The organism is Undibacterium sp. SXout7W, assembly GCF_049339385.1.
Lineage (GTDB): Bacteria > Pseudomonadota > Gammaproteobacteria > Burkholderiales > Burkholderiaceae_D > Undibacterium.
Genome location: NZ_JBMPPF010000009.1, coordinates 1 through 15,177, shown reverse-complemented (window position 1 = coordinate 15,177; position 15,177 = coordinate 1). Strand labels below are relative to the sequence as shown.

Here is a 15,177-nt window from a genome sequence, read left to right as displayed (position 1 = left end):
GCTTGTGTTGACGTATCTGCGCTGTTTTCTTGATGCATTGATGCTGATCAGTATGTGCAAGTGTACTTGTCTGATACTGAAATGGCGGTAGTTGCCAACTATATTCAAAGAAGCGGAGAACATATGAAAAACACATTTCCAGGTCGTAAATTCGCATCGGCATCCTTTACTGCCCTGAGTCTGTCATTGCTGTTGCCATTGGCTCCGTTGGCGCACGCGGCGGGCGAACATGGTAGTGAAGCAGAAGCGCAAGAGATGGTAAAAAAGGGCGTTGCCCTGATTAAATCCGGTGGCGTAGAAAAAGCCTATAAGGCGTTCACGGAACATCCTGATGGTGCATTCAAGGAAAAAGATTTGTACGTCTTCGTGTATGACTTTGACGGTAACTGTCTGGCGCAGGGCGCGAATCCTAAAATGGTCGGTAAGAACCTGATTACGATGAAGGATGTTGATGGCAATGCCTTTATTAAAGGCATGATAGAGATGGTCAAAACATCTTCCAAAGGGTGGTATGGTCCCTATAAATTTAATAACCCGGCGACGCAGGCGTACGAGTTGAAGCGCTCGTACTGTGAACGCGGAGCTGGTGATACGGTGGTCTGCGTGGGAACGTATTTTAAGAAGTAATCTACGCAATTTCGCTATTGATGCATGTCATATTGATGGCGCACCAGAACATCGCTGGGGTCGTCAACGTGGCATGAACATTGTGTACGCGAGGTATTGATTCGATATGGAGCAGGCTGCTCCATATCCATATGGCACATAGCATATAGCATATAGCACCAGGCATATGCATACACCAGACTTCATCTTTATACAGGTGAGGCATCAGCGCAGCATCTGCGAGCATGGACGATGCACGTACGACACATCGATATGCATAAGCACGACATGGCTGGTTTTCAGCAGGGGTACAAGCATGATGCCATGCTGTCTTCGCTTCAGGCAGGTGCGCGGTGAGGCGGCAAACGCGTTAGAATAGTCAGCTCAATGAACTTGAGTACGGACAACATCAGCACCATGCCTTCTTTTAAAATTCCCGAATCTGTTCTTGTGGTGATTTATACGCCTGAACTCGATGTGTTACTGATGGAGCGCGCCGACAAACCTGGATTCTGGCAGTCTGTGACTGGTTCCAAAGATACGCCTGATGAACCTCTCATCACGACGGCGATTCGCGAAGTGGCAGAAGAGACGGGTATCAATGCCGATGCTGATGATGTCAGTCTGAGCGACTGGCAATTGTCGAATGTCTATGAAATTTATCCGGTCTGGCGCCATCGCTACGCACCCGGAGTGACACGCAATACCGAGCATGTGTTTGGCTTGTGCGTGCCGCGTGGAACGAGTGTGCATCTGGCGCCGCGTGAACATCTGCAATATGAATGGCTGCCGTGGCGCGTTGCCGCTGATCGCTGTTTTTCTGCTTCAAATGCCGAAGCAATATTACAGTTACCTCATTTGTTGCAGACCCTCCCCACCACTGAAGTCCCTCAGTTATAAGGCTGGCATGAAGCTACGTATCGCGACGTACAATATTCATAAAGGTGTCAGTGCTTTCGGGCGTAAGGCGAAGATACACGGCATCAAGGAAGCGATAGATCTGCTTGATGCCGATCTGGTATTTTTGCAGGAAGTACAAGGTCAGCATGATCATCATGCCGAGCAACACGCACATTGGCCGCAAGTCGGGCAGCATGAATTTCTGGCAGGAGAATCACATCATTCTGCTTATGGCATGAACGCCGTTTATGACCATGGCCATCACGGCAATGCCTTGTTAAGTCGCTATCCTATTACTTCTTCAGTGAATCACGATGTTTCCGATCACGCCTACGAGCAGCGTGGTATTTTGCATGCAGTAGTACATACCGGAACGCAGGAAGTGCATTGCTTTGTGATTCATCTTGGTTTATTTGCTGCGAGTCGGCGGCGTCAGATACAGGCCTTGATACAGACGATACAGCGTGATTTGCCACCGGATGCACCTCTGATTATCGCTGGTGATTTTAACGACTGGAGCCAGCGATTAAGCCACACGCTGTATCAGCAACTTGGCGTATTTGAAGCATTTGATGTCGATGCCCACCATGGTGCTTCCCGGTTTTCGGTCAAGGGAATGAAGCAATTATTGAGCGGCAAGCGGAATCGTCATGCCAGAACGTTTCCGGCAGGCTTACCCTGGCTGTGTCTGGACCGCGTGTACCTGCGCGGCTGCCGCGTCAGTGCTGCCGAAGTGCTGAGCGGCGCCCCGTGGAATCAGTTATCGGATCACGTACCGATCACCGCAACATTGGAATATCCCGATGCCATATCGACGGATATACCTGTAACAAGCCATGAGCAGGCTTGATTTTATTGAAGGCAATGATGTGCAACTGCTGCATGGCGGCACGGATTATTTTCCGGCGCTGATGACAGCGGTGAATGAGGCACAGCATGAAATTTATCTCGAAACCTATATTTTTTCTGCTGACAGTGTTGCTGACGAAGTCGCGGCGACCCTGATGCAGGCTGCTGCCCGCGGCGTTGTGGTACGGGTCGTGATTGATTGGCTGGGAAGTGGCAGACAAGCTGCGCAGGCATTGGCGCAGGAGTTGGTGGCTGCCGGTGTTGATTGTCGTTGTTTTAATCCCTGGTTTCATCGGGGGCTGGCGCGTACGCACCGAAAAATTGCGGTGATCGATCAGCAAATTGCTTTTGTTGGCGGCCTGAATATCAATGATGATCTGATCGCTGATGATGGAAGCCGGCAGGTGTTGCATTTTCCCCGATGGGATTTTGCGGTACGTTTGACCGGGCCGCTGGTGGCGCAGATTCATCTGGAAGCACAGGCGCAATGGCGCAAGCTGGGGCGCCTGAAATTACTGACGCGTTTTGCCCTCATGCGCCATTTGCAGACAGATGCCAAAACAGCGCGAACGCAGATGACGGCGGCGGCTTTTCTGGTGCGGGATAATTTGCGTAATCGTGCCACGATACAAAAAGCCTATCTGCAAGCGTTGGGAGTGGCACGCCAACGTGCGGTGCTGGCGACACCTTATTTTGCGCCGGGCAGAAAATTCCGGCGCGCGTTGATCTCGGCAGCCTCGCGTGGCGTGGATGTCTGCCTCCTCATCGGCGTCGGGCAATTTGCATTGCAGGATGCGGTCACGCACTCGTTTTATCCGAAGTTGCTGCAGGCAGGTGTGCGGATTATCGAATACCGCAAGACCCAGTTGCATGCCAAGGTGGCGGTGATTGATGCCGACTGGGCGACCGTTGGCTCCAGTAATTGCGATGGGCTGAGTCTGTTCGTGAATCATGAAGCGAATGTGGTCATACGGGACGCTGGCTTTGCATCGCGCTTGCTGACGCATCTGGAGCAGGGAATGGCGGATGGTGTCGAGATTTTCAGTCAGGATGAGGATCGCCATCCCTGGTACAAACGCGCCTGGTATGGCACGGCCTATCTGGTGTATCGCGCTGTGATGAGGATCGTGACCTGGGGTGGTTATTGATGGCGATGTCATGCAGGCAGTATGTGCAGCGAGACGCTCCGCGCAAAATGTAATGGATTACGCACGAATCAATCACGAATCAACAACGAATCAATCACGGATAAGTATCAATCTATGCAATCAGATCAGCCATTTGATTTGCCACTTCCATCGCTGCATGGTATCGATTTTACGTCGTCCCCCAGCCGCCGCAAGCCGATTACGGTGGCGAGCGGTGAGATGTGCGCTGGTGTGCTGCAGTTGCGGCAGTTGCGGGGTTTGCCGGATTTGCCAGCATTTGAGCAATGGCTCATGCAGGATGGCCCGTGGATTGCTGGCGTTGATCTGCCTTTCTCCCTGCCTCGGGAATTAATAGAAACGCTGGGCTGGCCACAGCAGTTACCCGCCCTCATCCGGCATTTGCAAAGCCTGTCACGCGCCGATCTGCGCCACCATTTCCGCCATTTTTGCGATGCCCGTCCTGTCGGGGGGAAGTTTGCTCACAGAGCAACGGATATTCCTGCTGGTTCTTCGCCGTCCATGAAATGGGTAAATCCTCCTGTGGCGTATATGTTACATGCCGGAATGCCGCGTTTGCTGGATGCTGGCGTGACTATTCCCGGTATGCATGATGCCGATCCGCAGCGGATTGCGCTGGAAGCCTATCCGGGAATGGTGGCGCGCAGTATCACCCGTGCTTCCTACAAAAGCGATGATAAAGCCCGGCAGACCGCCGAGCGGCGCGAGGCACGCAGCAGCATCCTGCAAGCACTGGAAAGCGGAGCGACTCCCTGGGAAATTCCGGTGGCGTTTGGTGAGTGGCGCGAGACGGTGCTGGACGATGGCAGTGGCGATTGGCTGGATGCGGTGCTGTGTATGATGCTGGCGGCGTGGGCCTGGCAGCGGCGTGATCAGCGGTATGGTTTGCCCGCCTTTGACGCCCTTGAGGGCTGGATCGTCGGTACCATGCTTAAATAATACTGAGGGGAGTATATTTTGAGCGCCTTTGTTTATGCTGTGTAACGGTGGTTTTTATAAAATTAAGGGGGGGAGTATCGTATTGTTGAGCGTTTTCATGCGAGATTGCCACTGGTTGCAGAGCGTATTCCGGCGATGATGAAGTTCACCAGATACGGTGCCGCAAGATCACCCTGATGTGCCGGACACAGACCTGCCGACAAGCGTTCGGTGCGTGTATCGAGCACATGATGCAACAGCGCACCGAGTGCGAACTGATAGCTCCAGTGAATACTTTCCGGGCTGGCATGCGGTAGTGCCTCTTGCAGGGCTGCCATGAACTCCCTTGCCATCGGATCATAAAATTCCTTGCTGATCCGCTCACTGGCTTCATGCTGATCAATCACGCCACGCATCACCATCCGCGAAAAATAATTCCCTTCTTCATCGTCTTTCAGCTTCAGCGTTGGCAGGATATACACATTAACGATGTTGCTTAATGCGGTGGCAGGATCGCTATGTTGACGAGCCTGACGCAATGCCGCCAGACGTTCAGAAATATAGCTGCTGTGATACTCAAAGATCGCGTGATACAACTCGTTTTTTGCCCCAAAGTAATACCCGATCAGCGCGATAGGCACCCCGGCCTCGTGAGCAATATCCCGGATAGAAACGCCCTCATAACTTTGGGACGCAAAGCATTTTTCTGCTGCAATCAGAATTGCCCGCTTCTTGCCGCTCAGGTCATCGACAGAACTCATACAGTGCCTATATAGGTAAGTCAGTCATTCGCTTGAGAATAGCAGTGAGACCGACCTGCACGATCAGCACCACCCGCTTTGCTGCTTGGTTTCTGGTCATGACATCTGCCGGATAACGCTGGATATTGTCAGATACCGTTGAATATAGTCCGCCCCGATTTGTCGCCATCCGTTCTCATCCATGCTGCGATCAGATCGTGATGTCAAGATGACATAATATGACGTGGAATTGTACGGTCGTTCAGTTTAATGTCTATGCGCACTGCAACAATCGCAATGCAGCATTCATTCTCTGCCACAAACAGACTAAATGCCTTGTCATTGCGATGCTCCTGCAATACATTGCTTAAAAATAGTACGACTGGTGATAAATCCCTGTGTTGCGCCGCATTTTGGCAGGTGCATCGCAACTTGTAACGGTATGTATCACAGACGCTCTGTATCGGCAGGCAATCGTGGGATGCCGTGAATCACAGTCATCAGCAATGTCATCAGTAATGTCATCAGTAAAAAGCAGAACATGAACACAATCAGCAATACGATGGAAAGTACACGGATCGATAAATGGTTATGGGCCGCCCGTTTTTTTAAAACCCGCAGCCTGGCAACGCATGCCATTGAACTGGGGCGTGTGCTCCAAAATGAACAAAGAGTTAAACCGGCACACAATGTCAAAGCGGGTGACATGATCGAAGTGCATCTGGCAGAACAAGTCTGGACGGTACGCGTACAGCGTATTCTTGATAAACGAGGTTCTGCCAGTATTGCCCAGACCATGTACGAAGAAACTGCCGCAAGTAAAGCGTTGCGGGAACAAGTTGCAGAGTCTAAAAAATACTATCGTGAACCGAGTGCGCAGCTGACTGGTCGTCCTACCAAGCGGGATCGTCGCCTGATTGATTTCACACGTAGTTAAATGAAGACGAATGAAGACGGATGAAGACGGATGAAGACGATCAGGTTCAGCAGACCTCAGCAGAGAGCAGAAAACATCAACACGAACAAACACGGAGCAGCCAGCAATATAACAACATCAAAATCAGGACGGATGCAAAATTGTCCCAGCAAGGCATGGCAATGCGCGGAGACGCAGGCAGTATGGGCTGCGGGCTTGTGTGGCCAAGAGCCAAACGTCGCTGGGGGCGGCTGCGGTAGTCCCGGGCATATAAGAATGTCAGCGCCGGTTGGAGGATGCCAAGCAATCACTCAATTGTATGGTTAAACTGCTGGCGCAGATGATGTTCACTGCCCCTTCAATCAGGATAAGAAACGACCGATGAAAATACCGTTACTGCTTCACTTATGGCCTCATTCAGGAGGGTTCTGCAAATAGATACTCTCCTCTAAAGACCGAATCTGGTTTGACTTTTCATGCGCTGTGCTTAATAGTACGAGCGTTCGATTAATTCACTTGTTTGTATCAAATAAGCTTTGATGTGAACATGAATCATTTCAATATAAACAATGTAATATGAATATGACATCGAAATTCATGCGTAAAGGGGAACTCACCCGCGCTGCCATCCTGGACGTGGCGCTTGATGCCGCCAGCCGCGACGGTATTGAAGGCCTCACTATCGGTTTATTGGCCGACAAGATGAACATGAGTAAATCCGGCGTGTTTGCGCACTTTGGCTCACGCGAAGATTTACAGATCGAAGTGTTGAAACTGTATCACCATCACTTTGAGCAGGAAGTGTTTTATCCCAGCATGAAAGAAGCACGCGGTTTGCCGCGTTTGCAGTCGATGTTTGCGTTATGGGTCAAGCGTGTCACGGTGGAGATTGCCTCTGGTTGTATCTATATCAGTGGCGCAGCCGAATACGATGACCGTCCTGGTCTGATCAGGGATGAACTGGTCGGCATGGTACATGCGTGGCAGGGAGCGTTGCACAGAGCTGCGCTCCAGGCGATAGAACTGGGACATCTGCGATCCGATGTCGACGCAGATCAGATTGTGTATGAAATGTACGGCTTGATACTGGCATTGCACCACGATGCGCGTTTTTTACGCAAACCGGGGAGTGTTGAAAGAGCAGAAGTCGGTTTTGAACGAATGATCGAATATTACGCGCCGGTAGCCGATACGAATAAGGCACCGACGTCATCCCCGCAGTCAGTTTGAAGTATCTGTTTCTAAATCTAACGTTTTAACTTTGCCGTCAGGAGAAAATTATGGGTCAATATATCGCTCCATTGCGTGATATGCAGTTTGTGTTGCACGAATTATTGAATGTTGAGTCCGAGCTCAAGCAATTGCCAGCCCACGCTGAAGTCGATGCTGACATCATTAACCAAATTCTGGAAGAGGGCGGCAAATTTACCTCTGAAGTGCTGTTCCCGCTGAATCACTCCGGTGATCGCGAAGGCTGCCACCACGATAAAACCAATCATACTGTCACCACACCAAAAGGCTTTAAAGAAGCCTACGATCAGTATGTGACAGCGGGCTGGCCTGCACTGTCCTGCGATCCGGAATACGGTGGTCAGGGCTTGCCGCTGGTCGTCAACAATTCTTTCTACGAAATGCTGAACTCAGCAAACCAGGCATGGACCATGTATCCGGGTCTGTCCCACGGTGCTTACGAGTGCATTCATGAACACGGTACCGCAGAACAAAAAGCGCTGTATCTGCCTAAGCTGATTTCCGGTGAATGGACAGGCACTATGTGTCTGACTGAGCCGCATTGCGGTACGGATCTGGGTCTGCTGCGCTCCAAAGCAGAACCACAAGACGACGGCTCTTACAAAATCAGCGGCGCGAAAATTTTCATCTCCGCAGGTGAACACGACATGTCCAAAAACATCGTTCATCTGGTGCTGGCACGTTTGCCAGGCGCACCTGAAGGTTCCAAAGGTATTTCCCTGTTCATCGTTCCGAAGTTTCTGCCGAACGCAGATGGTTCCAACGGTGCACGTAACCCGATTTTCTGCGGCGCGATCGAAGAAAAAATGGGCATCCACGCGAACTCCACTTGCCAGATGAATCTGGATGGCGCGACTGGCTGGTTGATTGGTGGTCCGCACAAAGGTCTGAACGCGATGTTCGTGTTCATGAACGCTGCACGTTTAGGCGTGGGCATGCAAGGTCTGGGTCTGACCGAAGTCGCTTACCAAAACGCGCTGGTCTATGCAAAAGACCGTATCCAGATGCGTAGTCTGTCCGGCGTAAAAGCACCGGACAAGGCAGCTGATCCTATCATCGTTCACGCTGACGTACGTCGCATGCTGTTGACCGCAAAAGCTTACGCTGAAGGCGCGCGCGCTTTCAGTTCCTACGTTGCTTTGCAACTGGATAAAGAACTGAATCATCCTGATGAACAAGTACGTAAAGATTGCGCTGACGAAGTCGCACTGCTGACGCCGATCATCAAGTCCTTCATCACCGACAACGCATGGACAGCCACCTCTGAATGTATGCAGGTCTACGGCGGTCACGGCTTTATCTCAGAATGGGGTATGGAGCAGTATGTTCGTGATTCACGCATCAACATGATCTATGAAGGTACCAACACCGTACAGTCACTTGATTTGCTGGGACGTAAAGTGCTGATGGACAACGGCGCAAAATTGCGCAAATTCGGCGCTAAAGTACAGGCATTTGTAGAAGCGAATGGTACGAATGAAGCGATGTCTGAGTTCATTACTCCGTTGGCAGAACTGGGCGATAAAGTCACCAAACTGACCATGGAAATCGGCATGAAAGCGTTCCAGAATCCAGATGAAGTCGGCGCAGCAGCGGTACCTTACCTGCGCGTAGTCGGTCATATGGTGTACAGCTACTTCTTCGCACAAATGGCAAAAATCGCACTGGAAAAAGAAGCCTCCGGTGACACCTTCTATAAAGCGAAACTGGCGACCATCCGTTTCTACTTTGCTCGTCTGTATCCAGAAACAGCGATGCTGACACGTCAGGCACGTTCTGGCTCCGCCAATCTGTTGTCGCTCGAAGCAGATTTGTTCTGATGTAAATCGTCTTCGGGTGCGCTTGCGCACTGCTGCTGTCAAGTTTCACGCAGTGTTTCTGGTTTTCCTGGTGTACAGGATGCATACCAGAGGCATGACAGCAGCAGGCATATCACTCCGTCCCGCTTTCTTGCATGTTTGTTCAAGAGAGTGGGAGTTCGAAGATCATTTGCTTTTCGTTGCTCTACGTTGCTTTTCGTTGCTTTAAGAATTTAACCGAGGTTAAAAATGACCAATTTCATCGTTAAAAAAGTCGCCGTTCTCGGCGCTGGCGTGATGGGTGCCCAAATCGCGGCACACTGCATCAATGCCAAAGTACCTGTTGTCTTATTCGATCTGCCGGCCAAAGAAGGCCCAAAAAACGGCATCGTTCTGCGTGCCATCGAGAATCTGAAAAAACTCAATCCTGCACCGTTTGGTAATAAAGACGATGCTGCTCTGATCGAAGTCGCTAACTACGAAGACAACCTCGACGTGCTGGCTGGCTGTGATCTGATCATCGAAGCGATTGCTGAGCGCATGGACTGGAAACATGACCTGTACAAAAAGGTTGCTCCACACATTGCGCCAAACGCGATTTTTGCTTCGAACACGTCAGGCTTGTCAATCACTGCTTTGTCCGAAGGCTTTGAGGCAGAACTGAAAGCACGCTTCTGCGGCGTCCACTTCTTTAACCCACCACGCTACATGCACTTGGTTGAGTTGATTCCAACTGTGGCGACACGCCCAGAAATCATCGATCAACTCGAAGGCTTCCTGACGACTTCGTTGGGTAAAGGCGTTGTCCGCGCGAAAGACACACCAAACTTCATCGCGAACCGCGTCGGTATTTTCGGCATGCTGGCGACGATGTACGAAGCCGAAAAATTTGGTCTGACAGTGGATGTTGTCGATGATCTGACCGGTAAAAAACTGGGTCGCGCTTCTTCTGGCACATTCCGTACTGCTGACGTGGTTGGCCTGGACACGATGGGCCACGTCATCAAAACCATGCAAGATAATCTGGCAGATGATCCTTTCTTCCCAGTGTATAAAACGCCGGAGGTACTGGCAAAGCTGGTGGCTGCTGGCGCACTGGGTTCCAAGAGCGGCGCTGGTTTCTACAAAAAAGTAGGTAAAGACATTCAACGCCTCGATTTCGCCACAGCACAATATGTTACTGGCGGTGCGAAAGCTGACGACGTTGTTGCCCGTATTCTGAAAGAAAAAGATCCGGTCAAGAAAATGAAGACCCTGCGTGAATCGACCAACGTACAGGCGCAGTTCCTGTGGGCGATTTTCCGCGATGCGTTCCACTACATCGCCGTGCATAGCGCAACGATTGCAGACAATGCACGTGATATCGACTTCGCGATGCGCTGGGGATTCGGCTGGAATGTGGGTCCGTTCGAAACATGGCAGGCATCCGGTTGGCAGGAAGTGGCTGGCTGGGTTAAGGAAGATATCGATGCTGGTAAGGCATTGTGCAATGCACCGTTGCCAGCCTGGGTATTTGATGGCCGCACTGGCGTACACACAGCCGAAGGCTCATGGTCGCCAGCAAGCAGCACTTATGTACCGCGTTCCAAACTGGCTGTGTATGACCGTCAGGCGTTCCGCGCACCTGTACTCGGCACTGGTGCTGCGACTGGCGCAACAGCCGGTACTACATTCTTTGAAGACGAGTCCGTCCGTATCTGGCATCAGGGAACTGAAGCGCAACGTGACGATGTGTTGATTCTGTCGATCAAAACCAAGATGCACGTGATTGGCCCAGGCGTCATCGAAGGTATGGAAAAAGCCATTGCCGAAGCCGAGAAAAACTTCAAAGGTCTGGTGATCTGGAGCGCCGATGCAGCTGACGGTGGTGCGTTCTCTGCTGGTGCTGATCTGCAAGCGATGCTGCCATTGTTCATGTCCGGTGGCGTCAAAGCAATCGAACCCGCTATCGCTCGTTTGCAACAGGCACATCAGGGATTGAAGTACGCCAATATTCCGGTCGTTGCAGCGGTCTCCGGTCTGGCGCTGGGTGGTGGTTGTGAATTAATGATGCATGCGGCAAAACGCGTTGTCTCCATTGAGTCGTATATCGGGTTGGTTGAAGTTGGGGTGGGCTTGATTCCTGCTGGCGGTGGTCTGAAAGAAGCCGCAGTGCGTGCTGCCGCAGATGCCAAAGGCACCGATTTATTGCAATTCCTGAAGAACTACTTCACGAATGCAGCGACGGCAGCCGTCTCCAAATCTGCGCTGGAAGCGAAGAAAATGGGTTACCTGTCTGAGAACGACGTGGTCGTCTTTAATCCATACGAATTGTTGCATGTGGCAAAAGTAGAAGCCCGCGCGATGTTCGACGCCGGTTACCGTGCACCAATGAAAAAACTGGTACCTGTAACAGGTCGTCATGGTATCGCGACGATCTCTGCACAATTGATCAATATGCGTGACGGTGGTTTTATCTCTGCACATGATTACAAATTGGGCCGCATGATCGCTGAGATCGTCTGCGGTGGTGATATCGACAACGGTAGTCTGGTCAGCGAACAGTGGTTGCTCGACATGGAACGTAAAGCGTTTATGGAATTGCTGAATCATCCAAAAACACAGGAACGTATCATGGGCATGATGCAAACTGGCAAACCAGTCCGCAACTAATCAACTCGCATCAGGAACGATAGCTTCGTTGCGCGATCTTGCCGTACTAAAGTACTGTCTTCGATCGCGCGCCTTGCTCTCCTTCCCGATGCAAATTGATCTTACTCAAAAGGAGTACTCAAAATGACTAAACAACTTCAAGACGCTTACATCGTCTCTGCGACCCGTACCCCAATCGGTAAATCTGGTCGTGGTATGTTCCGCAACACACGTCCAGATGATTTGCTGGTAAGAGTCATGCAATCAGCATTGGCGCAAGTGCCGAATCTGGATCCTAAACTGGTAGAAGACGCGATTGTCGGCTGCTCGTTTCCAGAAGGTGCGCAGGGCTTGAATCTGGCGCGTATGGGTGTGTTGCTGGCAGGTTTGCCTAACACCATCGGTGGCGTCACGATTAACCGTTACTGCGCATCTGGTATTACCGCAGTAGCGATGGCTGCTGATCGTATCCGCGTTGGTCAGGCAGACGTGATGATTGCAGCGGGTGTCGAATCGATGTCCATGGTACCTATGATGGGCAGCAATCCATCCATGAACATGGCCATCCTGAAAGATGAAAATGCTGGTATCGCTTATGGCATGGGTCTGACTGCGGAAAAAGTCGCACAGCAATGGAAAGTCTCCCGTGAAGCGCAGGATGCGTTTGCATTGCAATCGCATCAACGTGCGATCGCTGCACAGAACGCGGGTTACTTCGATGCAGAAACAACATCCGTTGACATTATTGATCGTGTGCCGAATCTGGCGACTGGCGAAATCGAACTCAAAACCCGCACTGTGACACGCGATGAAGGTGCGCGCCCTGATACATCAATGGAAGGTCTGGCAAAACTGAAAGCTGTGTTCGCCGCCAAAGGCAGCGTGACTGCCGGTAACAGCTCGCAGACTTCCGATGGCGCTGGCGCATTACTGATCGTTAGTGAAAAAATCCTGAAGCAATTCAACCTGACACCGCTGGCACGTTTTGCGTCTTTCGCAGTACGTGGCGTACCACCGGAAATCATGGGTATCGGCCCGAAAGAAGCGATCCCGGCTGCTTGCCGCGCCGCTGGCATCACGCAAGATCAGATCGACTGGTTCGAACTGAACGAAGCGTTTGCAGCACAATCGTTGGCGGTGGTGCAAGACCTTGGCCTTGATCCTGCTAAAGTCAACCCTATGGGCGGCGCGATTGCATTGGGTCATCCACTCGGTGCAACCGGTGCAATCCGTTCCGCAACCACGATCCATGCATTGCATCGTAACAACCTGAAATACGGTATGGTCACGATGTGCGTTGGTACCGGTATGGGCGCAGCAGGTATTTTTGAACGTTGCTGATCGTCGTATTCAGCTGATGTTTCGTGATATTCCGTGATATTCCGTGATATTCAGTTGGTGTAAAGCAAAACCGCACAAATCTGATTTGTGCGGTTTTTTTTAGGAGATCATATGGAGACGATACAGATTCTGACGACAGATCAGAAAGTATTGACCGCTAAAAAATATACCCCCGCTACGGCGGCAACGGCAGTCGTGTTGATTCCGGCGGCGATGGGGGTGAAGCAGCAATTTTATACGCCGTTTGCGGAATTTCTGTGCGAGCATGGGATGGCGGTACTGAGTTTTGATTACCGTGGGATGGGCGAATCCCTGCCCGCAGAATATCAGAAATCTTTGCGCGGATTTCAGGCAACACTGAACGACTGGGCAGAACTCGACTATAACGCCGCGTTACTGACTGCGCGTGCCTGGCAACCGAACGTACCTCTGTTAGTAGTCGGTCATTCACTGGGTGGACAACTGGCAGGTCTGACGCCGGACAATCACCTGATCGATGGCTTGCTGACGGTTGGCTGTGGAACAGGCTACTGGCGTGATAACGCGCCGCAACTGAAGCGTTACGTATGGCTATTGTGGTATTTTCTGGTGCCGTTTTACACATCGATTTGCGGTTACTTTCCCGGTAAAAAACTGCGCAAGGTCGGTAACCTGCCGAAGGGCGTGATTTATCAATGGGCACGCTGGTGCCGCGACCATCGTTATTTCGTCGATAAATCCGGCCAGGCAATGCAGACCTATCATCACCAGATGCGTGCTCCGGTGCTGAGCATGAGTTTTACTGATGATGAAATGATGGGACGAAAAAACATCGACAGCCTGCATGATTATTTCTGTCACGCTCCCGTTGAGCGCCGTTATATTCGTCCTCAGGATGTCGATGCGAAACGGATAGGGCATTTCGGCTTTTTCCGTAGCGAGTTCCGCGACAGTCTTTGGCAACAGGCTTTACAATGGTTGTCACAGCATCAGTCAGTGCAGCAGACACCGCCGCAGTCGGCACTGCTCATGTAGTATCCGTAACAACTGTGCAGGCATATATTTCATCATCAATCATCAACTTAACACGCACAACATGTAGTGCATTTAAAACATAAGAGACTAAGACTATGGATATTCAGACCCACAAAGACAATGGCATTCTGACGATTAATTTTAATCGTCCTGAAAAGAAAAATGCGATTACTGCTGCAATGTACCAATCCATGGCTGATGCATTGCGCGATGGCGAAACGGATGTCAGTGTCCGCGCGATTTTGTTGACCGGAAAACCAGAGATTTTCACTGCAGGAAATGATCTCGAAGATTTTATGAAGAATGCCCGTAGTCTCGCATCCCCAGATGTACTGCCTCCGGTGTATCAATTTATGCAGGCACTGAGTACCTCGAGCAAGCCAGTGATTGCAGCCGTATCCGGTGCTGCAGTTGGTATCGGTACGACCTTGCTGATGCATTGCGATTTGATTTATCTGGCTGACAATGCCAAATTGTCGATGCCTTTTACACAGCTTGGTTTATGCCCTGAATTTGCCTCCAGTATGGTCTTTCAGCAAATTGTCGGCTATCAGCGTGCGGCTGAAAAACTGATGTTGGGCGAGCCTTTCAGTGCGCAGGAAGCCTATGAAATGGGCTTTGTGAATAAAGTTTTACCATTGGATGAGCTGTTACCTTATGCGCAGCAAGTTGCTGCCAAGCTGGTCGCTTTGCCTGCAGCGTCCATTCGCGTCACCAAGCGGTTGATGAAAGCCGCGCAGCCAGAAGCTGTCAAAGTGAAAATGATGGAAGAGAATCAGCATTTTTCTGCCATGTTGAATGCACCGGAAGCAAAAGAAGCCTTCACAGCCTTTTTCCAGAAACGTAAGCCGGACTTTTCACAGTTTAACTAAGACGTTGCTCGCTGGCAGTCCGCATTTATTTAGTATGAATTAAGTACTAGAACTCATTTCATAAATATCTTCGAAGTAGAATCATAGAGAAAGCCAGATGAACAAAGCCTGTATATCGATCAGCGCAACGGTCCCAACGAGTGAGAACACGTTTGAATTTGTTGAGCCAGGCAA

At 50.9% G+C, this 15,177-nt stretch carries 14 protein-coding genes; 12 read left to right on the top strand and 2 right to left on the bottom strand.

The window, feature by feature from the left end; all coding sequences use genetic code 11:
- The first annotated feature begins 123 nt into the window (after nt 1-123).
- From ACO0LB_RS10280 to ACO0LB_RS10260, 5 genes are all read left to right on the top strand, one after another.
- Complete coding sequence (locus ACO0LB_RS10280) at nt 124-627, top strand: cache domain-containing protein (protein ID WP_423049013.1); 504 nt, start codon at nt 124-126, stop codon at nt 625-627.
- A 396-nt stretch (nt 628-1,023) separates the two neighbouring features.
- Nucleotides 1,024-1,506 (top strand): dihydroneopterin triphosphate diphosphatase, encoded by a 483-nt coding sequence (gene nudB / locus ACO0LB_RS10275; RefSeq protein ID WP_423049012.1) that lies wholly within the window; start codon nt 1,024-1,026, stop codon nt 1,504-1,506.
- A 7-nt stretch (nt 1,507-1,513) separates the two neighbouring features.
- Complete coding sequence (locus ACO0LB_RS10270; protein ID WP_423049011.1) at nt 1,514-2,356, top strand: endonuclease/exonuclease/phosphatase family protein; 843 nt, start codon at nt 1,514-1,516, stop codon at nt 2,354-2,356.
- Nucleotides 2,343-3,503 carry a cardiolipin synthase ClsB gene (gene clsB, locus ACO0LB_RS10265; protein WP_423049010.1) on the top strand — a complete coding sequence of 387 codons (1,161 nt, stop codon included), beginning with the start codon at nt 2,343-2,345 and terminating at the stop codon, nt 3,501-3,503. The genes ACO0LB_RS10270 and clsB overlap by 14 nt, the downstream gene beginning before the upstream one ends.
- Before the next feature lie 114 nt (nt 3,504-3,617).
- Nucleotides 3,618-4,460, top strand: coding sequence for a DUF429 domain-containing protein (locus ACO0LB_RS10260; protein ID WP_423049009.1), 843 nt, complete (start codon nt 3,618-3,620; stop codon nt 4,458-4,460).
- Between the two features lie 95 nt (nt 4,461-4,555).
- Here ACO0LB_RS10260 and ACO0LB_RS10255 read toward each other — a convergent pair whose 3' ends face one another.
- Together ACO0LB_RS10255 and ACO0LB_RS10250 are read right to left on the bottom strand one after the other, a co-directional pair.
- Entirely contained in the window at nt 4,556-5,200 is a 645-nt protein-coding gene (locus tag ACO0LB_RS10255) for a TetR/AcrR family transcriptional regulator (protein WP_423049008.1), read from the bottom strand.
- 7 nt (nt 5,201-5,207) lie between these two features.
- A complete protein-coding gene (locus tag ACO0LB_RS10250; protein ID WP_423049007.1) occupies nt 5,208-5,369 on the bottom strand; it encodes a hypothetical protein in 162 nt (53 codons plus the stop codon).
- Between the two features lie 351 nt (nt 5,370-5,720).
- Here ACO0LB_RS10250 and ACO0LB_RS10245 point away from each other — a divergent pair, with 351 nt between their 5' ends.
- The 7 genes from ACO0LB_RS10245 to ACO0LB_RS10215 all read left to right on the top strand — a co-directional run bounded on the left by ACO0LB_RS10245 (nt 5,721) and on the right by ACO0LB_RS10215 (nt 15,003).
- Nucleotides 5,721-6,116: an RNA-binding S4 domain-containing protein gene (locus ACO0LB_RS10245; protein WP_423049006.1), complete on the top strand. Its 396-nt coding sequence runs from the start codon at nt 5,721-5,723 to the stop codon at nt 6,114-6,116.
- A 576-nt stretch (nt 6,117-6,692) separates the two neighbouring features.
- Complete coding sequence (locus tag ACO0LB_RS10240; protein ID WP_423049133.1) at nt 6,693-7,325, top strand: TetR/AcrR family transcriptional regulator; 633 nt, start codon at nt 6,693-6,695, stop codon at nt 7,323-7,325.
- Nucleotides 7,326-7,375: 50 nt separating this feature from the next.
- Nucleotides 7,376-9,166 carry an acyl-CoA dehydrogenase C-terminal domain-containing protein gene (locus tag ACO0LB_RS10235; RefSeq protein ID WP_423049005.1) on the top strand — a complete coding sequence of 597 codons (1,791 nt, stop codon included), beginning with the start codon at nt 7,376-7,378 and terminating at the stop codon, nt 9,164-9,166.
- Nucleotides 9,167-9,394: 228 nt separating this feature from the next.
- On the top strand, nt 9,395-11,797 hold the full coding sequence (locus ACO0LB_RS10230; protein WP_423049004.1) for a 3-hydroxyacyl-CoA dehydrogenase/enoyl-CoA hydratase family protein: 2,403 nt from the start codon (nt 9,395-9,397) through the stop codon (nt 11,795-11,797).
- Between the two features lie 123 nt (nt 11,798-11,920).
- A complete protein-coding gene (locus tag ACO0LB_RS10225) occupies nt 11,921-13,117 on the top strand; it encodes an acetyl-CoA C-acyltransferase (protein ID WP_423049003.1) in 1,197 nt (398 codons plus the stop codon).
- A gap of 111 nt (nt 13,118-13,228) precedes the next feature.
- Nucleotides 13,229-14,131, top strand: a complete 903-nt coding sequence (locus tag ACO0LB_RS10220) for an alpha/beta fold hydrolase (RefSeq protein WP_423049002.1) — start codon at nt 13,229-13,231, stop codon at nt 14,129-14,131.
- Between the two features lie 95 nt (nt 14,132-14,226).
- Nucleotides 14,227-15,003 carry an enoyl-CoA hydratase gene (locus tag ACO0LB_RS10215; protein WP_423049001.1) on the top strand — a complete coding sequence of 259 codons (777 nt, stop codon included), beginning with the start codon at nt 14,227-14,229 and terminating at the stop codon, nt 15,001-15,003.
- The last annotated feature ends 174 nt before the right edge of the window (nt 15,004-15,177 follow it).

Bases quoted from the DNA above. Each gene is read 5' to 3' on its own strand.
- ACO0LB_RS10280 (WP_423049013.1), top strand. From the start codon at position 124: ATGAAAAACACATTTCCAGGTCGTAAATTCGCATCGGCATCCTTTACT.
- nudB (WP_423049012.1), top strand. From the start codon at position 1,024: ATGCCTTCTTTTAAAATTCCCGAATCTGTTCTTGTGGTGATTTATACG.
- ACO0LB_RS10270 (WP_423049011.1), top strand. From the start codon at position 1,514: ATGAAGCTACGTATCGCGACGTACAATATTCATAAAGGTGTCAGTGCT.
- clsB (WP_423049010.1), top strand. From the start codon at position 2,343: ATGAGCAGGCTTGATTTTATTGAAGGCAATGATGTGCAACTGCTGCAT.
- ACO0LB_RS10260 (WP_423049009.1), top strand. From the start codon at position 3,618: ATGCAATCAGATCAGCCATTTGATTTGCCACTTCCATCGCTGCATGGT.
- ACO0LB_RS10255 (WP_423049008.1), bottom strand. From the start codon at position 5,200: ATGAGTTCTGTCGATGACCTGAGCGGCAAGAAGCGGGCAATTCTGATT.
- ACO0LB_RS10250 (WP_423049007.1), bottom strand. From the start codon at position 5,369: ATGGCGACAAATCGGGGCGGACTATATTCAACGGTATCTGACAATATC.
- ACO0LB_RS10245 (WP_423049006.1), top strand. From the start codon at position 5,721: ATGAACACAATCAGCAATACGATGGAAAGTACACGGATCGATAAATGG.
- ACO0LB_RS10240 (WP_423049133.1), top strand. From the start codon at position 6,693: ATGCGTAAAGGGGAACTCACCCGCGCTGCCATCCTGGACGTGGCGCTT.
- ACO0LB_RS10235 (WP_423049005.1), top strand. From the start codon at position 7,376: ATGGGTCAATATATCGCTCCATTGCGTGATATGCAGTTTGTGTTGCAC.
- ACO0LB_RS10230 (WP_423049004.1), top strand. From the start codon at position 9,395: ATGACCAATTTCATCGTTAAAAAAGTCGCCGTTCTCGGCGCTGGCGTG.
- ACO0LB_RS10225 (WP_423049003.1), top strand. From the start codon at position 11,921: ATGACTAAACAACTTCAAGACGCTTACATCGTCTCTGCGACCCGTACC.
- ACO0LB_RS10220 (WP_423049002.1), top strand. From the start codon at position 13,229: ATGGAGACGATACAGATTCTGACGACAGATCAGAAAGTATTGACCGCT.
- ACO0LB_RS10215 (WP_423049001.1), top strand. From the start codon at position 14,227: ATGGATATTCAGACCCACAAAGACAATGGCATTCTGACGATTAATTTT.